The 20,109-nt window shown below is 41.9% G+C and carries 20 protein-coding genes, 2 pseudogenes and 1 riboswitch; of the genes and pseudogenes, 8 read left to right on the top strand and 14 right to left on the bottom strand.

Features of this window, described 5'->3' with window-relative positions:
* Positions 1-5 precede the first annotated feature (5 nt).
* Positions 6-707, top strand: a complete 702-nt coding sequence (locus NST56_RS07805; RefSeq protein WP_168747597.1) for a DUF1836 domain-containing protein — start codon at positions 6-8, stop codon at positions 705-707.
* Positions 708-840: 133 nt separating this feature from the next.
* Complete coding sequence (gene sspD / locus NST56_RS07800; protein ID WP_010333988.1) at positions 841-1,035, top strand: acid-soluble spore protein SspD; 195 nt, start codon at positions 841-843, stop codon at positions 1,033-1,035.
* A 10-nt stretch (positions 1,036-1,045) separates the two neighbouring features.
* Here sspD and NST56_RS07795 read toward each other — a convergent pair whose 3' ends face one another.
* From NST56_RS07795 to NST56_RS07780, 4 genes and pseudogenes are all read right to left on the bottom strand, one after another.
* On the bottom strand, positions 1,046-2,182 hold the full coding sequence (locus NST56_RS07795) for an anti-sigma factor domain-containing protein (protein WP_339181177.1): 1,137 nt from the start codon (positions 2,180-2,182) through the stop codon (positions 1,046-1,048).
* Complete coding sequence (gene sigI / locus NST56_RS07790) at positions 2,179-2,934, bottom strand: RNA polymerase sigma factor SigI (RefSeq protein WP_010333987.1); 756 nt, start codon at positions 2,932-2,934, stop codon at positions 2,179-2,181. The genes NST56_RS07795 and sigI overlap by 4 nt, the downstream gene beginning before the upstream one ends.
* A 263-nt stretch (positions 2,935-3,197) precedes the next feature.
* Positions 3,198-4,213, bottom strand: a pseudogene (locus NST56_RS07785) (TerC family protein).
* A gap of 36 nt (positions 4,214-4,249) precedes the next feature.
* A complete protein-coding gene (locus NST56_RS07780) occupies positions 4,250-4,918 on the bottom strand; it encodes a DedA family protein (protein ID WP_339181174.1) in 669 nt (222 codons plus the stop codon).
* A 189-nt stretch (positions 4,919-5,107) separates the two neighbouring features.
* Here NST56_RS07780 and NST56_RS07775 point away from each other — a divergent pair, with 189 nt between their 5' ends.
* The 3 genes and pseudogenes from NST56_RS07775 (at position 5,108) to NST56_RS07765 (ending at position 10,324) form a co-directional block, all read left to right on the top strand.
* Positions 5,108-7,510 (top strand): EAL domain-containing protein, encoded by a 2,403-nt coding sequence (locus NST56_RS07775; protein ID WP_339181172.1) that lies wholly within the window; start codon positions 5,108-5,110, stop codon positions 7,508-7,510.
* 38 nt (positions 7,511-7,548) lie between these two features.
* A pseudogene (locus tag NST56_RS07770) lies at positions 7,549-8,485 on the top strand (Ku protein).
* A 3-nt stretch (positions 8,486-8,488) separates the two neighbouring features.
* Positions 8,489-10,324: a DNA ligase D gene (locus tag NST56_RS07765; RefSeq protein WP_339181169.1), complete on the top strand. Its 1,836-nt coding sequence runs from the start codon at positions 8,489-8,491 to the stop codon at positions 10,322-10,324.
* 27 nt (positions 10,325-10,351) lie between these two features.
* Here NST56_RS07765 and NST56_RS07760 read toward each other — a convergent pair whose 3' ends face one another.
* Positions 10,352-11,365: a glycosyltransferase family 2 protein gene (locus tag NST56_RS07760; RefSeq protein ID WP_286058629.1), complete on the bottom strand. Its 1,014-nt coding sequence runs from the start codon at positions 11,363-11,365 to the stop codon at positions 10,352-10,354.
* Between the two features lie 12 nt (positions 11,366-11,377).
* The gene (locus NST56_RS07755; protein WP_339181165.1) at positions 11,378-13,069 is read right to left on the bottom strand and encodes a DUF6044 family protein; all 1,692 of its coding nucleotides are present in this window, start codon (positions 13,067-13,069) and stop codon (positions 11,378-11,380) included.
* Between the two features lie 202 nt (positions 13,070-13,271).
* On the opposite strand from NST56_RS07755, the gene NST56_RS07750 reads away from it, so the two are divergent.
* Positions 13,272-14,081 carry a metallophosphoesterase gene (locus NST56_RS07750; protein WP_286058631.1) on the top strand — a complete coding sequence of 270 codons (810 nt, stop codon included), beginning with the start codon at positions 13,272-13,274 and terminating at the stop codon, positions 14,079-14,081.
* Positions 14,082-14,103: 22 nt separating this feature from the next.
* Here NST56_RS07750 and NST56_RS07745 read toward each other — a convergent pair whose 3' ends face one another.
* Complete coding sequence (locus NST56_RS07745) at positions 14,104-14,655, bottom strand: hypothetical protein (protein ID WP_268446385.1); 552 nt, start codon at positions 14,653-14,655, stop codon at positions 14,104-14,106.
* Between the two features lie 92 nt (positions 14,656-14,747).
* Between NST56_RS07745 and NST56_RS07740 the strand changes: the two genes are divergently transcribed.
* On the top strand, positions 14,748-15,869 hold the full coding sequence (locus NST56_RS07740; protein WP_326333556.1) for a glycosyltransferase: 1,122 nt from the start codon (positions 14,748-14,750) through the stop codon (positions 15,867-15,869).
* A gap of 18 nt (positions 15,870-15,887) precedes the next feature.
* Here the strand turns inward: NST56_RS07740 and NST56_RS07735 are convergent, their stop codons facing one another.
* From NST56_RS07735 to NST56_RS07725, 3 genes are all read right to left on the bottom strand, one after another.
* Positions 15,888-16,352, bottom strand: a complete 465-nt coding sequence (locus NST56_RS07735; protein WP_081638289.1) for a MarR family transcriptional regulator — start codon at positions 16,350-16,352, stop codon at positions 15,888-15,890.
* Between the two features lie 135 nt (positions 16,353-16,487).
* Entirely contained in the window at positions 16,488-16,670 is a 183-nt protein-coding gene (locus tag NST56_RS07730) for a hypothetical protein (RefSeq protein ID WP_010333975.1), read from the bottom strand.
* An 87-nt stretch (positions 16,671-16,757) separates the two neighbouring features.
* On the bottom strand, positions 16,758-16,913 hold the full coding sequence (locus NST56_RS07725) for a hypothetical protein (protein ID WP_010333974.1): 156 nt from the start codon (positions 16,911-16,913) through the stop codon (positions 16,758-16,760).
* A gap of 191 nt (positions 16,914-17,104) precedes the next feature.
* On the opposite strand from NST56_RS07725, the gene tnrA reads away from it, so the two are divergent.
* Positions 17,105-17,437: a MerR family transcriptional regulator TnrA gene (gene tnrA, locus NST56_RS07720; protein WP_003239028.1), complete on the top strand. Its 333-nt coding sequence runs from the start codon at positions 17,105-17,107 to the stop codon at positions 17,435-17,437.
* A 43-nt stretch (positions 17,438-17,480) separates the two neighbouring features.
* Here tnrA and mgtE read toward each other — a convergent pair whose 3' ends face one another.
* From mgtE to NST56_RS07700, 4 genes are all read right to left on the bottom strand, one after another.
* A complete protein-coding gene (mgtE, locus tag NST56_RS07715) occupies positions 17,481-18,836 on the bottom strand; it encodes a magnesium transporter (protein ID WP_339181157.1) in 1,356 nt (451 codons plus the stop codon).
* Between the two features lie 17 nt (positions 18,837-18,853).
* Complete coding sequence (locus tag NST56_RS07710; protein ID WP_267495994.1) at positions 18,854-18,976, bottom strand: hypothetical protein; 123 nt, start codon at positions 18,974-18,976, stop codon at positions 18,854-18,856.
* A gap of 95 nt (positions 18,977-19,071) precedes the next feature.
* Positions 19,072-19,237: riboswitch (M-box (ykoK) riboswitch) on the bottom strand.
* A 109-nt stretch (positions 19,238-19,346) separates the two neighbouring features.
* Positions 19,347-19,484: a transcriptional regulator SplA domain-containing protein gene (locus NST56_RS07705; protein ID WP_003218541.1), complete on the bottom strand. Its 138-nt coding sequence runs from the start codon at positions 19,482-19,484 to the stop codon at positions 19,347-19,349.
* 76 nt (positions 19,485-19,560) lie between these two features.
* Complete coding sequence (locus tag NST56_RS07700) at positions 19,561-20,073, bottom strand: PepSY domain-containing protein (RefSeq protein ID WP_339181152.1); 513 nt, start codon at positions 20,071-20,073, stop codon at positions 19,561-19,563.
* Between the last annotated feature and the right edge of the window lie 36 nt (positions 20,074-20,109).

The raw sequence follows: 20,109 nt of genomic DNA, 5'->3' as shown, positions 1-20,109 counted from the left end.
GAACAATGAATATTTTTAAACTCACTCGAATTGAGATGGTACGGCTGCTCTATTCCCTTAAAGGCCTGGGAGACATTAGCCCGCTCGACATCCTCGTCAAATCAGCGAATATGCCAGCGGAAGAAGCTGCAAGCCATCTTCAGATTCCGGAATTTCTTACAAGATATGAACGAAAAAAACAGAAAAAAGAATACGGTCTGTCTACCAACGAAATCGTTGAGCTTGGCAATTTATGCGAGCTGACGTCGTTAAAGTCAACCGCGATTCAAAATTGGGTGAAACGCGATATCAAAGATCTCATTGGCCATCCTGAGCTGGGTAAAAAGTATTCAGTTGAACAGGCAGTGATTCTTTTAATTGTACGTGACCTAAAATCCATTTATGACTTTGAACACATACGAGCTATCTTAAAAGTTGCTTTTAACACCATCTCAGACAGATCTGATGATGTCATCAGCCCGTTAGCATACTACGAAAGCTGCGCGCGTGTGCTGCATGCCATTCATCACCAAGACACTCCTTCCATGAAGGATTCAAATCTCCAGCAGATCGTCGAACAGGAAACGGACCTTATCCGTCACCATTTTGAAGAGCTGAGTGACGCTCAATGGGTCAAAATCAGGCAGATTATTGCCATTACAGTTCTCTCCATTTTGACGTTCCATATTCAGGCGACCGCGAACAAAATGACCGCAGATATCCTATAATCAGGATGTACCCCCGGCAGGTTGCCGGGGGTTTTTTATTCCCCCACAACAATTGCCAGCATAAATAAACCCCGTACATTTCAAACTAAATACGCGTTAAGAATTTCTTACGAGAAAAAGGAGATGAAAAAAGATGGCGAGCAGAAATAAACTCGTTGTTCCAGGGGTGGAGCAGGCACTAGACCAATTTAAACTTGAAGTAGCTCAAGAATTCGGTGTGAACCTTGGTTCTGATACAGTTTCACGTGCAAACGGCTCTGTAGGCGGGGAAATGACAAAGCGTCTGGTTCAGCAAGCACAATCACAGCTAAATGGCACAAATAAATAAACTCAGGACTCTATTCGCCGGGGGCACTCGGCGAATCTTCAGTTTGAGCTGATTTATTATTGCTGCTGTAGCTATTTGGGTTACGGTGGTAAGAAGCATTATCCCGATTAGATGAGGAATGACCCTTTCCTTTTTCACCGTTATTCCAATTTTTTTGATTCTTGCTATTCTGTTCACCATTGTCTTCTTCTTCATTTCCGTTATCTTGAGGATCTTGTGTAGGGGTTTGCTCAGTATCCCCATCTTTTTCAGTTTTCGTGTTTTCATCTGATTCCTTTACGTCTTTATTCAGTTCACTATCGTCATTCTGCGTGTCTGTTGTATCTTCTTTCTCTGAGTCCGTATCATCCAGCTGTTCATTTTCTCCTTGTTTGCTGTCTTGATCATCTGTTAGATCCGTGTTTTCTTCCTCGCTGCCGGTATTTTTTTGATCCTCTTCCCCGGATTTTTGAGAATCTTCGTTTGGATCTTTCACATTATTCTTTTCATTTGATTTTATGTAGCTTCCTGTTGATACGCCTTCCTTTTTTGCTTTTTCTCTCGTTTTCATATCGGTTTCGAGAGATTCCATGCGGTATGTCGTTTTATATTTTTCCGTTACATCATTCAGCTGTTTTTTTACTCCTGATTTATATGTATTGTCATCCGTATTTTCATAAACAGTGGAAATCAATATTTCTTTCGATTCCTTTACATATCCATGCTCGCTGCAATCCGTAATAATATCGTCTATCACCTTTTTAAAATCAGTCTCCTCCCAATCATCAATGTCACTGATAATCTTCTTGCCGTCATCATTGAGGGGCGTCAGTTCAATCACTTCGTAATCGCTGTTTAACGCCATTTCGAAGCTTGGATTGATATCAATTGTCATATACGCATAGGCCTTGTCATTAGAGAAAACGGGGAGAATAATAAAAATAAAAAGCATAATAGCAGTCATCGTAAAAATCCCCATTTTGAAAGGGCGCAGTCTTAAAAAATCAAAAAAGCTGGCCCTTCTGCCCATACGTGTCTCAGTCGGAAGCATGATTTCTTCTCCGATTTCATATGTTTGGCGATCATTTTTGGCTTTTAAAAATTGTCCGTCAGGGGTCAGCAACGTGACGAATTTTTTATTTTTCTCGACTATGATCCCTCTTCTCATGAGTGCAGCACCCCTTTAAGATAATCTTTTAAATAAATATAATCACCGGTAATGATAATGCACATGGCAATGATATATTTTCTGTTTCGCTCAATCGTTTTTCTGCTTACTGAAACGAGCTGTTCGAGCTGTTTAACAGGAAGCTGTTTCTTCGTATAAAGAATCGCAGCTAGTTCTTCATGCTCTACAAGGGTGAGCGCCACCTTTATAGCGTTTTGCCTTGCGTCTGCATGCTTTGGAGAATGTTCAAGCAGCTCTTGAAATGAAAGACCGTAGTCTTTAAGCTGCTTTTGAAAATACAGGATTTCCTCACGCCTCTGTTCCTGTTCTATTTGGCGGCGGTATTCATCAATAGAAAGCTCGGCTTCAATCAAGCTTTGTGAGGATTCCTGATCGTCACCCTCCTGTAAATCCATATTAATATTTTGAGCGGTTCTTGCTTCTTTTCTAATGTAATCAATAACTTTTCTTTTTATAATAAGCTCTGCGAATGCGAGCAGCGAATTTCCTTTTTCAGGTGAGTATTTTTCAATAGCTTCGTTAAATGCAATCAGTCCGATGCTAAACTCATCGTCTTTTTCATCTATATATCGTTTACAAACGGATGAAACCGTCTTTGCGATAAATGGCTTATACTGCTGTATCAACTCGTTTTGCAGATCTTTATTGCCTTTTTGTATACTTTCAACAGCTTTTTCAAGCGTTTGCTTCTTTTTTCCCAATTTAAACAAAAGGCTAAGCACTGGTTTCACCTCAGTTCCTCCCTATAACTACTCATTAATGATAGCTAATTTGATAGGGAATCGCAAAGGAGAAAAAGAAATATTGATTTCCAATGTCTCAATTGTGACAATACATTCTCACGTACTATACAGGATTTCGTGCCCTTAAAGAGAATTTTGGGGGTTTTATAAGAGGTTTTTGTAACAAAGCTGTTATAAAAATGTTATTTTATTTCGTCAGTGAAAACGCTTCAAACATGAAAAGACTCTGCTTTTCAGCAGAGTCTTTATGATTAAGCCCTTTCTTGGCTTCTGTTATTTTGTTCGTTTTGTGCGTCTTCCGTCTGTTTTTTTGAGCCTGACATAAACCAGCCGCTAACTGCGATCGCCGCTAAGACAACCCAGAAAATCAGCTTCCATGTCCCTGAATGAATAAAGTGCGAGGAAACAATGGCTATGTCATCATGTGCGAGTGTATATAAAGCAAGCTTTACCCCGACCCATCCGACAATTACAAAAGCTGCTGTTTCTAGGCTTGGACGTTCCTTTAAAAGCTTAACAAACATCGAAGCCGCAAAACGCATAATCACCAGCCCGATAATGCCTCCGGCCAAAATAACGAGGAATTGTCCTCCATCAAGTCCGCCGATCTTCGGAAGTGAAGTTCCAGGCAGCGTAACCGCCAGAGCGACTGCTGCTAAGATGGAGTCTACAGCAAAAGCAATATCTGCCAGCTCAACCTTTAATACAGTCGGCCAAAATCCACTTTGCTTCGTCACCTTATGATTGTCTTCTTTCTTAAATACATATCTTTTGAGCAAGTGGCTTGCTGCAATATACAGCAAGTAGAGCGCGCCAATGGCTTGAACCTGCCATACATTGACCAAAAAAGAAATAGCGAATAAAGAACCAAATCTCAAAACAAAGGCGCCTGCCAGCCCGTAAAACAATGCCTTCTTTCTTTGCTCCTCCGGCAGATGTTTTACCATAACCGCCATCACTAAAGCGTTATCGGCGGCTAAAATACCTTCCAGCCCGATCAAGACGAGAAGAACCCAACCATACTCCAATAATAATGCTGCATCCATAAATGATACCCTCCCAAAAAAGTTGTTTTCTTTCTCTTCATCCGATCTTATGCCGGCCGGACATGCAAAAAAGACCTTTGCCGACATAAGGCAAAGGTCTTGCTAGACATGAATTCAGGCATGCCAACAAAGCCGATGGATATCACTATCCATGAAATGACGACTTTGTTTCCGGAAACATTCCGGACGCTACTCCCCTTTGGGATTTCAAGAAATATCATATTATAAGTCAATGATATGCGGAGCGAGCTTATTTGTCAACGCTTATTTTTTAAAAAAACTGAAAAATGTTCAGACTGCATTCGTTTTTTCCTCTTCTTTATCACTAAATAGAGAACAAACAAGATCAAAATGGCGATTCCGATCGGAAGCATATATTGGTCTAGAATAGAGCCAACGTCTTTCCAATTTTCTCCGAGCTTCACACCGAGATATACATAAACAAATGTGATCGGCAGCATAGCGATAAATGTGTAAAGAGAAAACACCCAGACATTCATTTTTGCGATGCCGCACGGTATGGAAATCAGGGTGCGGACCCCCGGCAGGAAGCGGCCGCTGAAAGCGACAAAACCGCCATGTTTTTTAAAAAATTCATCCGATTTGTCAAGAGCCTCAGGCTTGATAAAGAGATACTTTCCGAAACGTTCAAGAAACGGCCTGCCTCCATAACGCCCGATCCAATACAGGGTGAGCGGACCGGCGACTCCTCCTAATGATCCTGCCAGAACAGCGCCGGCAAGCGTCATGTCACCTCTCGATACCCAATAACCCGCAAGCGGAAGGACAATTTCAGCCGGTATAAATTCAATACAGAGCGCCAGAAAAATTCCGAAATAAGATAAGCTTTTAAATGCTTCTATCAATGACATAACCAATTCTTCGATCATCTTCACTTCCCTTTTCCCTGATCTATGTATACACATTTTTGTTTTTAACTCAAAACATCAAAATGATTTTAACATATTTTTGACGGTCAGCAGAACTAAAAACAGAGAATCTTCATTCCAAACGTTTTTCTGACAATTTCTCTAGGCTTATAGACTGAAATTCTTTAGCTGGCAGCCGATATTAAGGAGAGTCAACCAGACTGGAACACACGGGGGAATCTCCATATGGAATTACACGTAACATATAATACAGCACTCATATGTTTATCTATTCTTATTGCTTGTGCAGCATCTTTCACCTCCCTTGAACTATCAAGAAAAGTCACCATTCATACAGGATTAAAAAGCAAGGTGTGGCTGATTGCAGGCTCTTTCATCATGGGCTTTGGGATTTGGTCTATGCATTTTATCGGAATGATGGCTGTTCATACGGAGGTACCGATGCATTATGAACTGGTGCCTTTAGTTGCCTCGATTGCAGCTGCTGTTTCTGGATCATTTGTTTCTTTATATATTGTCAGCCGGTATATGCTTACCTTTTACAGGCTGCTTACAGGATCGGTGATGCTGGGTGCATCGATTTCATCTATGCATTATATCGGAATGTCTTCCATTTCCCGGGTAATGATGATATATGAACCGCTGCTGTTCACATTATCCATTGTCATTGCCATTGCAGCATCATTCATCTCACTAAAGATTTTCTTTGACTTGTCCATGAAAAAACCTGCAGACAATTTGCTGATTTATAAAATCATCAGTGCCTTAATAATGGGAATTGGCATTTCGGGAATGCATTATACAGGAATGATGGCCGCTACATTTTATAAAGATAGTGCACCTCCCGACCATCATATGGAAGTCCATACATTCGATTGGTCTATTCTGATTGCCTTAATCATCTTCTGTATTCAAACGTTATTATTATTCAGTTCCCATGCCGATCGAAAATTCATGAAACAAAATGAACGCATGAAGGATAACGAACAGCGGTTTCAATCTTTAATTATTCACAATATTGATGCGATCTTTATCCTGTCATTAAAAGGAGATATTATTTCTTCTAATCATGCTGGTGAGGATATGATGAATAACTTCGGCCTAAACCATCAAAATTGGAATCACTATATGCCGACAAAAATCAATGCGCTTTTTAAGCAGGTCAAAAGCGAAAAACAAGCCATTAACAGCGATGCCACTCTTATGACGGACAAAGGCCAGTTTCATTTGAATATTACGTTTATACCTGTTGAGGTTAATCAAGAACTGGACAGCATATATGTCATCTGTAAAGATGTGACAAAACAGTACAGAGCCGAAAAAAAAATCCATAGAATGGCTCATTACGACTCACTTACAGATTTACCCAACAGAAGACATGCGATCTCCCACCTAACAAAGGTCTTGAACCGCGAGCATGCCCTGGATTATAACACCGTGGTATTTTTCTTAGATTTGAATCGATTTAAAGTGATAAATGATGCATTAGGCCACAATGTCGGCGATCAACTGCTCCAGCTCGCGGCTAAACGGCTTTCATCTGTTATACCAGATAATGGGTTTATCGCACGGCTTGGGGGTGATGAATTCATTATTATTTTGACTGACGCCAATACCGGAACGGGTGAAGCAGACATTTTGGCTAAAAAAATCATTCAGCAATTCAAAAAGCCATTTAAAATTCAGGACCACACACTGATTACATCCGTCAGCATCGGTATTGCGATTTCTCCTAAAGACGGAACAGACGGCCCTGAATTGATGAAAAAGGCAGATATGGCAATGTATGCGGCCAAAGAGCGAAACAAAAGCAAATACAGATACTACTCTTTCTCAATCGGCAATAAAGAAACCGTCAAGCTCAATCAAGAAATGGAGCTGAGGGAAGCGATTGATAACAAAAGATTTGTCTTGCATTATCAGCCGCAATTCAGTTCAAAAGATCAGAAAATGACAGGTGCTGAAGCGCTCATACGCCTTGTCACTCCAGACGGCAATCTGCGTCCGCCTGGAGAATTCATCGGTGTTGCCGAAGAAACCGGCCTTATTATTGATATCGGAAAGTGGATTATTGATGAGGCGTGCCGGCAGGCAAAAGTGTGGCACGACAAAGGATTTGATCTTTCTGTCGCCATTAATATTTCCGCCAGACAGTTTCAATCAGAGGAACTGATTCCGCTCATCAAGAATACCCTTTTTAAATACAGGCTTCCCCCTCGCCTTCTTGAAGTTGAAGTAACAGAAAGCATGACCATGGATAATCTAGACCACTCCAAAAAGGTTCTATCTTCTTTAACCAAATTAGGCATCAGGATCAGCATTGACGATTTTGGCACGGGGCACAGTTCTCTAAGCTATTTAAAGGATTTTCCGATTCACAGACTGAAAATCGATAAATCATTCATCGATGATATTCAGACTCATCCGAAATCAGAACAAATTACCGGCGCCATTATTGCCATGGGCCATCAGCTGTCTTTACAAGTCATTGCCGAAGGCGTAGAAAACTCCGGCCAAAAACAGCTGCTTGACGAAAAAGGCTGTGACCATTTACAGGGCTTCTTTTTCAGCAGACCGATACCGCCGGAACAGCTTGAACACTTGATATTAAACCAGCCGCCGCATTAACAGCGCCGGCTGTTTTTTATACCCATAAGTTACTACACATGAATCCCCCCTCATATCTCCACAATAATGAAAAAAAGGTGGTTCATCGATATGCACACAATGTGGAAGGGATCCATCAGCTTCGGTTTGGTGAATATCCCCATCAAGCTTTATGCCGCCACAGAAGATAAAGACATTAAGCTGCGAAGTCTTCATAAAGAAGATCATGCGCCAATTAAATATGAAAAAATATGCACGAACTGTGAAAAAACGCTCAGCCCTGATGAAATTGCGAAGGGATATGAATACGTAAAAGGAAAATATGTCGTGCTGACTGATGAAGATTTAAAAAGCTTAAAGCAGGAGCATGAAGAGAAAGCGGTTGAAATTGTCGATTTTGTTCAACTGCAGGAAATAGACCCGATATATTTTAACCGTTCCTACTATGTCGGGCCCGGTGATAACGGCACAAAAGCCTATACTCTTCTTCGCGAGGCGCTTCGATCCACCGGAAAAATCGGGATCGCCAATATGACGATCAGGTCGAAACAGCAGCTTGCCATTCTCCGCGTATATGAAAATTGCATCGTAATGGAATCCATTCATTATCCCGATGAGGTAAGAAGCGCTGCCCACGTACCCGGAGTGCCTGATCAATCAAATGTAAATGATAAAGAGCTGCAGACCGCCATTACGTTGATAGATGAGCTGACAACTGAATTTCAGCCAGAACAATATGAGGACACGTATCGAAAAGCCTTGCTGCAAAGAGTCAATGATAAGCTGGAGAATAAAGAAACAGCCGTTACTCCTGACAAAGCGCCTCCTCGTGAGGATGTGATCGACCTGGTCAGCGCACTTCAAGCCAGCATCGATCGAACCAAAAGGCCGAATCGGGAAAAACCAGCGGCAGCACCAGCCGAAGGCGGAGAACCGAAAGGAGCCGGAGAAAAAAAGCAGAAAACCACTAGAAAAAAAGTCTCCGGCACATCATAGCCAATGGCGTTTACCATGCAGCCCGTCCTTACTTCTTCACCTCCAAAAGGAGCGGAATGGCGTTACGAAGTAAAATATGACGGGTTTCGCTGTATTCTCCGCATTAATCCGTCAGGTGTGACATTAACGAGCAGAAATGGTTTAGAGCTTAACAGTAAATTCCCTGAAATTTCTACATTCGCCGAAACTGCTTTTCAGCATATAAAAAAGGAACTTCCGTTAACACTTGATGGAGAAATCGTTTTTTTGGCGAATCCATTCCGTTCAGATTTTGAACATATTCAAGTGCGGGGACGCTTGAAAAGGCCGGATAAGATACAGGAATCCGCAAACTCTCGGCCTTGCTGCTTTCTCGCATTTGACCTTTTGGAACGAAGCGGACAAGATGTATCCACTCATTCCTATATTGACCGAAAAACATCGCTGCATGAGCTGATGTCTGCTGCAAAGCTCCCGGCTGAGCCAAATCCTTACGCAAAGGAAACCATTCAGTATATCCCCTCCCACCAGCACTTCGATCCAATTTGGGAGAAGGTAATAAAGTATGACGGAGAGGGAATTGTAGCGAAAAAAATCAACAGCAAATGGATCGAAAAAAAACGATCATCTGATTGGCTGAAATACAAAAACTTTAAACATGCCGATGTTTGTATCACAGGATTTAATCCTCACAATGGATTTCTGACGGTTTCTGTGTTAAAAAACGGTGTAATGACGCCTGTCGCCTCTGTATCACACGGAATGAGCGAGGAAGAAAAAAATGCCATACGCGCAATTATGGAACAGCACGGACAAAAAACATCATCAGGTGAATACACACTCGAACCATCGATCTGCGCTACTGTTCAGTACTTAACGATTTTACAAGGCACGCTAAGAGAGGTTTCGTTTGTCAAATTTCAATTTCATATGGACTGGACCGACTGCACCTTTGCACAGCTCGTGCGCCGCTCAAAGCCGGTTCATCCAAAACTGCAGTTTACAAGCCTAGATAAAATCATATTTGAAAAGCATAAAAAAACAAAAGAAGATTTCATCCAGTATATGATTGAAATCAGCGACTATCTGTTCCCGTTTCTCAAAAATCGTGCTGTCACGGTTATTCGCTATCCGCACGGATCAAGGGGTGAATCCTTTTTCCAAAAAAATAAGCCTGATTATACGCCGGACTTTGTCCAATCCTTTTTTGACGGGAGCCATGAACATGTGGTCTGTAAGGACCTGTCTACCTTATTGTGGCTTGCCAATCAGCTCGCTTTGGAGTTACATGTTCCTTTTCAAACGATTGCAAGCAGGAGGCCGGCAGAGATTGTCATTGATTTAGATCCCCCGTCCCGGGATGACTTTCTAATGGCTGTTCAGGCAGCAAATGAACTTAAACAGCTCTTCGAATCCTTCGGCATCACATCGTATCCTAAGCTTTCCGGCAACAAGGGGATTCAGCTTTACATTCCCTTGTCACCAGAAGCATTTACGTACGAGGACACACGCCAATTTACACAGCTGATTGCCGAATATTGTACCAATGCATTTCCGGAGCTATTTACAACCGAACGTTTGATCAAAAACAGGCATGGAAAATTGTATCTCGATTATTTGCAGCATGCTGAAGGAAAAACGATTATCTGTCCCTATTCCACCAGGGGAAACGAGCTTGGCACCGTAGCGGCACCGCTCTATTGGCACGAGGTACAGCCATCTTTGACACCGGCGATGTATACAATCGATACCGTCGTTGACCGGGTCAAGAAACACGGATGCCCGTTTTATGAATTTTACCGCAATCCGCAAGATGAACCTCTTGCCGCTATTTTGAATCAGCTGAAGAAAAAGAGCTGACTTATTCGGTCAGCTCTTTGTGTTATTTCAACTGTATTTTTTCTCCAAATGCTCACTTTCCTGCCGCTGCAGCGGGCTTAAGGGCTCATTATACAAATCGATATCAACCGCATATTTCGGCCGTCTTTTCACCTCAGAAAAAATCGTTCCAATATATTCGCCGATAATGCCGATTCCCATGAGCTGCAACCCGCCCAGAAACCAAATGGAGATGATGAGAGACGCCCAGCCTGCATTTGTGTGTCCGAGCATTTTTTGAATGACTGCGCCAACCCCCGCCATGGCGCTTACCAAAAATAATAGAAAACCCAAAAGCGTAAAAAAGCGAATCGGGGCCACGCTGAAGGATGTGATTCCGTTAAAAGCGAATGAAAGCATCTTTTTCAGCGGATATTTCGTTTTACCGGCAAAACGTTCTTTGCGGTCATACAACACTTCGGCTGATCTGAAGCCGATCATAGGAACGATGCCCCTTAAAAACAAATTGGCTTCCGGATAGCGCGCAAGTTCTTCAAGCGCCCTTTTATTCATTAAACGAAAATCGGCATGATTGTAAATTAACTTAATCCCAAGCTTATTCATGAGCCGGTAAAACCCTGTAGCCGTCGTGCGCTTGAAAAAGGTATCGGTTTTCCGGCATCGGCGCACGCCGTAAACAATTTCAAAACCATCGTGATATTTCAGCATAAATTCCCTGATAACAGAGATATCATCCTGCAGATCGGCATCAATCGAAATCACGCAGTCTGATTTTTGCTTTGCTTTATGCAGACCTGCTAAAAGCGCTTTTTGATGTCCGACATTGCAGGCTAATTTTAATCCGGTTACCTTCTTGTTTTTCACGCTTTCCATGGCAATCAAAGACCAGGTGCGGTCTTTGCTGCCGTCATCAACAAATAAAATTTTACTGTCTTCTGATATCATTTTTTCTTCCATTAAGCTGTTTACAACCTCCGTCAGCTGACGGCTTGTCTCTTTAAATACTTCCTCTTCATTGAAACACGGAACGACGATGGTTAACACTGGCTGTGGCTGTTTCAATCGATATCCTCCTTATTTTGTTTCGTATAAATAAATGCGCCAGGCGGAGTCTTTATGGTCAAATGTTTTCACGAGCGCCAGGTGGTTTTGATCAGCGTTCATGATGGGAACCGAAGAAAAAATATATCGTCCGCCCATTTGTTTAAACACATCTGTATTTAATTCAAGATGATTGATTGTTTTCTTTGAATTCTTTTTAAAGTCATATCGTTTGCCAAGCTCATCGACGAACAGATAGCAGCGGCTCCCCCATTCATCAAAGTACCGTTTCAATTGGGCGTTTTTTTCGAGCTCTTTTTCAATGATTTTTCTAAATTCATATTTATATGAGAGCGGGTACAGGTTGTTATATGTATCTAAGGTGTAAAAGCCGTTGTATTGAGCAATAGACGGATGCAGACCGATACTCGCCACCCTGTACGAATCTTGCGGGCGCCCGATATACTCCTTAATCTCTTTGAATTGGTCAGACGCGTAAAATTCGCGAAATGTCGGCGCGTTGTAGTGAACGCCATACGTATACTCCTCATTAAAAGGCGCCAGCACCATCAGCTGCGCAGTAATTGCCGCATATACGAGCCATTGCCACTTCTTCCCCATTCGCCAAATGAGGTACAAAGCGAGCGCAAAACTCATGTAGATTACCAGCGGTCGCAAAAAATGAAAACGGGCAAAATTGAATTCGGCTAAAAATGCAAATTTCTGCTTTGGAACAGCCCATATTTTGTTGAACCAAAACGCATACCACAGTGAAAGCGCATAATTCAGCACGCAGAGAAAAAGATAAACGTTTTCTTCCCTTGTCCGATTTCGTTTGAACAGCACAGCAAAAAATACGAGTAATAAGATTGGAAGAATCACAACGGTATGAACTGTCATGACATGGTTATGGCCGTAGACAAAGTTTTTGACGGATAAACGCAGAGAGTGCCATACATCATGCCTTGATGAAATAAATTCAATCCGGTGCATCGGCGCGTGTGAGATCACCATTGAATAGACAAGCCGGTACTCGACAAAAAGATAAATACTTGTCATAAAAGCGATGCTGCCTAAAAAAATGAAATTCCATTTTCTTTTTGTGATGACATCATACAGCCAGAAGCATGCCATCCCAGCCAAGAAAAAGAAGAAGCCTAATACAAAGCTTGAATACAGCGGCAGCAAACCGAGCGTCAGCCATTCTCTCCATGAGATATCCCCTTTTCGGATATTCAAAAAAGCCCACAGCGCCAAAGGGTATCCAAGCGTGCTCAGCATTCCAGAAGGCCAAAAAGGCGTTAAGGCAAATGCGAGCGATACGCCAATTCGGATCAATGCCGCTTTCTGCTCCGGAATCACATGTTTCTTCAGCAGCACATACATTCCGAAAAAAGCGACAACTCTCGTAATGGTCTGGCTTACCGCATAGGCGGTCATAGAAGAAAACAACGCGTGCAGCCAAACAATGCCGCTCCACTCGGTGCCGAACGCATCCCGGGGCAGCCCGTTAATGATCTGCGGAATGGCCGCATCCACTTTGCCGATGATTTCTCCGCTGTCGGCCAGCACCTTATACCACGCGATATTAGAATCCAAATTATCGTGTACGCGAATATGGGCGTCTTCCTTCAAAATAAAAAGCGGGGACACATACAGCAAAAGGAGAAATAAAGCCATCAAAAGATAATAGGTTTCTTTTTTGTGTCGTCTTAATCGTAACATCCCTAACACATCCATCTGTTATTCTGACTTCTATCGGGCATGATCTGCCTCACGTGTCAAAATTTATTATCCCTTTTCCCTTCTAAAACATTCATCAAATGTCAATCCTTTCTGCATTTTTCAAACTGGTCTTCAACCCATTAATTCCCGCTATCCATAGGGCTGGACCACTTACTATACTGGTAGAAGGGAGGGGATACATGTGTCCATCTTACTTTCATTGGTCATACTGGCTGTTATACCATTTATATATAAAGCAAACCGCAACACAAAAGATGTGAAGGTCAACACGATTTCAATTGATCAGCAAGACGGCCTTCCAGCAAGAAAAAAACTGAATATCCTTCATTTATCGGATCTTCATTTAGAAAATATTTCTGTATCGCCTGATGAGCTGTATCGTTTAACAAATAATCAACCTGTAGACATCATTGCTCTTACCGGAGATTTTCTGGACCGGAAACGAAATATTCCAAAGCTGGCCGGCTACTTGCAGGCATTGCAAAAACTGAAGCCTGCCTATGGCATGTACGCGGTGTTTGGCAACCATGATTATGTATTAAAAGAAAAGGACTTTCTAAGATTAAAGCGAGTGCTGGAGGAAAATGGATGCATGACGCTTCAAAATGAACATGTTCACATCAATACTGATGCAGGACCTGTTAATATTATCGGCATTGACGATTACAGTACGAATCGCAGTAAAATCACAAACTCTTATAAAGGTCTGGAGAATGGCTATCACCTTGTACTGACACATGATCCGAACATTATATTAGAGATGGAAGATATTCATTTTGACTACCTGTTATCAGGCCATTTTCATGGAGGGCAAATCCACTGGCCAAAGCCGTATCATTTGGTGAAAATGGGCAAGCTTGTACGCATGAATATGATTAAAGGCCTTCATTATCACCACGATAAACCGTTTTATATCAGTGAAGGTTTAGGACAAACTGGCGTTAATATCCGTGTAGGAAGCCGCCCGGAAGTGACTTTCCATCAAATTTAAAAAGACTGTGCTGACCATGGCATCAGTCTTTTGTTTGATAGGTGTGCTGAAGCTTTTCTTTCGAGATAAACAAATAGGATGAATTCGGTAAATTTCGGAAGCTCACTGGCTTTGACGTTAAATATAAAATCGGCATATGGGTGATCTTTTTAAAGGATCTGTAAAAAGGATTGACCGGGGTTACCACGTCAAAGCCGAGCCTTTCTACCCCTTTATCAAGCATTGTAATGCCAATGATTCCTTTGATTTTTTCGCTTTTTTTATGATTGTTGATATATTCCAGCAGCATCGGCATTGATTGATATACTTTTTGATAAATGATGATTCCTTTTCTGACCGCGCTTTCAATGCTTTGCAGCTCTCTGACCAGCTTGATGTTATGCAGATGGATTTTAACGAGCACATCGTTTTTTCTTATATGGGTTCCGTCACTCAGCACGACATGATGCCCTTTGTATTTTGTCAGTCTGACTCGAAAGACACATTTTTGCTCATCATCAATCAAGGTCAGCCTCGAAAAAAAGAAATAAATTGGGTCAATCACTCTCCAAATGGAAAGGAAACAGGTTTTCATCTCTTCACCTTCCTTATCAGCAAAAAAACACCCTTATATTTTGTGATGATTCTCCCCAAAATATAGTTGGCATATTTTTAAGGGGGACAGACATGACAAACATTCTCATTTTTCCTTTTTTAAGTATTTCCACCGGGCATCATCATGTCGCTGATACCTTGAAGACTGATCTGGAATCTAAAGGGCTGCATTCAGAAAAAATCGATATCTTCTCTCATACGTATAAACGCTTAGAAAAACTGTCCTCCTCAGCTTATTTAAAATGGATTCAATATGTTCCGAAAACGTACAGCGGAATATACAAGCTTCTCGCTTGCGGAGATTGTAAGAAGGTCAGACGCTACGCCATGTATGAATGGCTGTTTATGCAAAGCATGAGACAGATTCTCAAAGAAAAACAGCCTGATATCGCCTTCTGCACGCATGCCCTGCCTTCTTACCTGCTGAACCGGCTAAAACCGGAATATCCAAACATGGCCATCGTAAATGTATACACGGATTTTTTTGTGAATCAAGTATGGGGGCGGGAGAACATTGACTACCACTTTGTCCCGATTATGGATATTAAGAAGCAGCTCATGTCCGAAGGAATCAACCAGGAAAAAATATTTATGACCGGCATTCCCGTTCACCGGGCTTTTGAAACAGGAACCGCAGACACCTGTCAGCATCGTCCGCCTTATACTGTCATGATCACAGGCGGCAGTATGGGAGTCGGAGGTATTTTTAAGCTGGTGCAGGAGCTGTCGCCAGGCGGAAATATCTTATACAAAATATTATGCGGCAGAAACGAAAAGCTCTACCGCTATGTTAAAAGTTTACAACATCCTTTTATTGAGGCGATCCCTTACCTTCACAGCAAAGCAGAAATGAACCGGCTGTACGCAGAGGCCTCAGGCGTCATGACAAAGCCAGGAGGCGTAACCATTAGTGAATGCTTAAAGAAAAGGCTTCCGGTATTTATCTATCATGCGTTGCCGGGCCAGGAGGAAATGAATGTGAACCTGTTAAAAGAACGGCAGCTTGTTACAGATATAAGAAACTGGGATATGAAGCGGGCAGAAGAGCGCATTTCCGCATTTTTTCAATCGAATGAACGGGCAGCAGCAGAAAAGCGTATCAGCAGGTATCTTGGCCAAATGTGCGACCTGAAGATTGAGGAGGTTTTAAACAGGATATTAGATGAATGTGAATATAAAAAAACACTCTCCTGAAAAGAGAGTGTGAAATGGCTAACGAAACAGTAAATGCTGGCTGTGGATGCCAGCTTTCTTCAGCAGGAGGATCAGCTGGTCCTGCTCATCAGACGAAAGGCCTGAAAACGCTCTCGCTATACGGAGCGCATGAATTGGATAGATCTTATCCAAATACTCATTCCCTTTATCGGTGAGATGCGCGTAAACAGAGCGTTTATCTTTCGGGTCCTGCTCCCTGACTAAAAACCCGTTTCTTTCTAGCTTGTCAATGACATATGTGACGTTTCCGCTTACAAGCAGAAGTCTCGACCCAATTTGCTGTAATTTTTGCGGGCCTCTCGTATACAAAAGTTCCAGTACGGCAAATTCTGTGGGATTGAAGCCGTGCTCTTTGCTGTCACGGATGCTGTGTTCAGAAACACTTTTGAAAGCCCTTGCAAAAACCCTGTACAAATTCATCGCACGCTCAACTTCTTCTTCGTTAAACGATAATCTCATCATATCTACCCCGTATATAGAATTTTTATAAAAAAATAATGAAAACCCTTACATATAATAAGAGTTTAATGCCCTTATTATTTTTATTCGCTATAATTCGAGAAATTCCTTTTCAGGAAACAAAAAAATCCTTATACGTTATTTTGTATAAGGATTTTTTTGGTGATATGGAATGCTGCGAAAGAAATATGCGTATTCCTTTCGCAATTCAGAAAGTGTCATTTTGTTCATTACTTCTTTATTATAAACTCCGATTTGAAAGAGTTTTTCTGAATAATGGCTTCGTTCTTTTTCTAATGCTGATTTCAATAAATTACTCATAGCGTCCTCCTTCATTTTGAGGTATCCTTTTCATAAGATACTCTTTTTAAATGAACGTGGTATGAATCCAGTGTAAAGAATTTATGTTTACGAAGATTTTCGGTAAAGTCCGTTTTGAACTGATCTTAAAAGCTGAAAAGCATGTTCTCCGGCAAGCTGCATAAACGTTTCAAGCATTTCATCCCGTTTCATATCCAACTCGATTATTTCCTTTGCCAATGAGACCGCTTTTTCTTCCTCCATGCTTATCCTTCCTCCTCATTAATCTTTATTATAGGATAAAGCGCGCTTATCGGTTACGCATCATTCTTGTTAATTTTTCTGCCGTATTTTTTCAAAAATCTGTTATTTCATGTTAGAAAATATAACAAGCGTCAGGTTTTTTCTCTATGTTTTTTATATACTATTATCAAAAGACATCCAGGGGTGGAAAAATGACCACAGAAGATCATTCTTATAAAGACAAAAAAGTGATTTCAATTGGGATTGTCAGTGAATTGACAGGATTGTCCGTAAGACAGATCAGGTATTATGAGGAGCGGAAGCTGATTTATCCGCAGCGTTCTTCAAGGGGAACGAGAAAATATTCTTTTGCAGATGTCGAGCGGCTGATGGATATCGCCAACAAACGCGAAGACGGCGTGCAGACGGCTGAAATTTTAAAAGATATGCGCAAAAAAGAACAAATGGTAAAAAACGATCCGCAAGTGCGGAAAAAAATGCTGGAGGGGCAGCTTAATGCTCACTTTAGGTACAAAAACCGATAAACGATAAAAGTCCGCCTCGCAATCTGAGACGGACTTTTATCGTTTATAATGAGTGAATGAATGCAGTTGCAATACCAAAATAAATTAATAAAGACAAGATATCATTTAGCGTCGTAATGAGCGGGCCTGACGCAATGGCCGGGTCTACATTAAGTCTGTGCAGAATAATAGGGATGATTGTTCCGGACATCGTGCCGATAATCAAGGTCAGCAGCAGTGAAGAGCCGACAACAAATCCTAAAAGTACATTCCCCTGCCATATGATGGCGATCACCGTAATTAAGACAGAGCAGACCACACCGATATAAATACTCGTTCTGAGTTCCCGAAAAATCAGTTTCATAATCGTTTTTTTATTCATTTCTTCTTTAGATAAACCTCTGATGACAACCGCGAGAGACTGTGTTCCTGTATTCCCTGTCATCCCTGACACCATCGGCATAAAGAATGCCAGCGCCACGACCTGCTTCAGCGTATCTTCAAAATAGCTCATGATGCTGCCTGAAATCAGCCCAATGAACAAGAGCAGGATCAGCCATGGAAGGCGGCGGTATGCTGCAACATATGCTTTTGTATCGAAGGTAATGGCTTTACCTGAAGCGGCGAATTTTTCGTAATCCTCATCGGCTTCCCGAATAACGACATCGATGATATCATCGACCGTCACGATCCCGACAAGCACATTGTTTTCTTCCACGATCGGAATCGCTAAGAAATCGTAACGTTCAATCAGCCGCGCCACTTCTTCCTGATCTTGAAGCGCGTCTGCTGCGATGACACGGGTAAACATCAAGTCTTGTACCTTTTCTTCCGGTTCCCCGAGAATCAAATCGCGATATGACAAAACGCCGACAAGCTGCTTACTGTCATTTATGACATATAAGTAGTTGATAGACTCTGCGATTTCCGCGAAACTTTTTAGTTTGACGACCGCGTCTTTTACCGTGTAATGCTGAGGAATCCACACATAACGGTTGGTCATCATGCGCCCCGCTGAATCAGCCGGGTAATTCATAAGGAGCTGAACGGCTTTTGACTCTGAGGCCTCCATGCTGGATAAAAGCTGATCCTTCAGCTCTTCATCCATTTCTTCAAGCAATTGAGCGAGGTCATCGTTGTCCATTTTGTTCATCGCGAGTGTTGCTTTTGTTTTTCCGACTTTATTTAAGACGGCTAGCTGAAATTCCCGTTCCAGCTCGCCGATCATATCAGTAATATCATCAACAGTTAAATAAGATAAATAGCGGGCGCGGTGTTTTTCCGGCATTTCTTTAAAAATAAACGCCATATCATAGGGCTGAAGCTCATCAATAACACTTCTGAAATCCCTGATTTTTCCGTCTCGCAATAATATAATGATGCGTAAAATGAGTTCGTCATAGGTCATGTTTTGAACCATTGGGACTCGTACCTCCTCTACGGAGACGTGCCGGCCTCGCCAGAAGGTGCGGCAGATCGTCTCCTCATCGTGTGATCAATTGTCTCGCTGTCATAGTATATGGGTACTTCTTCAGATTGACTCGAATGGGGAGAATCCATACTCCGCACCTCCTTTTTGTTCAGCATTTCGTTTTCAAGGCATAAAAAAAGCCTTCTGGATTGAAGGGGAAAGAAGCACGGCAAAAAAAGCGTGCGGGCGCCTTCAATCGTAGAGCTTTAGCACTGTATGGCATAGGAGCAATATCCAGCTGCATTAAAAATCACCTTATGTCGATGATTTCTGTTGACCCATTGGCGTCTTTGGACATTTTTGGGCAGCAGCGTATCTCCATACAGGAGCCTCACCTAACGAAGTTCGTAATTGAATTGACACACTGAGATTACAGAAAAAAACAAGCTATGTCAACTTAAAAAAGTTATTAATGCGTTTACACCTCATCAGATGAAATAAAATAAGGGCCTTAAGCCCTTATTCTGTTGTTTGCGTTTCATCATCTTCAGAAAGCAAATGATAGGTTTCATGAAGAAATAAGGCGTACTCCCCTTCCTTCGTCGGATGTGGAACATACTCAGCCTGATTGATGTATTGTTCTTCTTTCTTTTCCATGCGCTTCGCCTCCTTTACTCATTAGATTCTCCAAAAAACCGTTCGTTATCATGAAAAAAACCCCGCGTGTGCGGGGTTAGTCGTCTAATTCCTGTTTAATTATACGTCCGTCCTTTGCAGAGATGTCAAATTCTGCTTCAGTCCCTTGTTTCGTTTGAACCTCAATTTCGTAGATGTACGCACCATCGTCTTCATCCAGCTTGCTTTCTGTGACGGTTCCAGCTGTTTGCTTTAGAGCAATCTGTTCTGCTTTTTCTTTTGTCAAAACAACTTGCTCTTTTTTCTCTTTTAACGGGTCATTGAGAGCTTGTTTGGTCTTGATATCCACATAAACATCATAATCTTCGCCGTCTTTTTCGATTTCAACTTCATAGGCTTCTTTGCCGTTATAGATGTCTCTGTCGATGTCATCCACTGTTCCGTCAACAACTGTTTTGGCAATGGACTCCGCTTCTTGTTCAGTAAGTCCGCCAGTTCCAGAAACAGACTGTGTATGTTCATTATTTTCTTTCGCAAGCGCGTTGTAGCTGAATCCTCCGGCCGCTAAACAACCTGCTAATATGCCTATCATCCATCTCTTCTTCAGCATATGTGATTCCTCCCTTGTTTTGTTATGAGTTCAGTT

It is taken from the genome of Bacillus sp. FSL R5-0560 (assembly GCF_037966305.1).
Classification (GTDB): domain Bacteria; phylum Bacillota; class Bacilli; order Bacillales; family Bacillaceae; genus Bacillus; species Bacillus mojavensis.
This window is presented reverse-complemented; position numbering and strand designations above follow the sequence as displayed.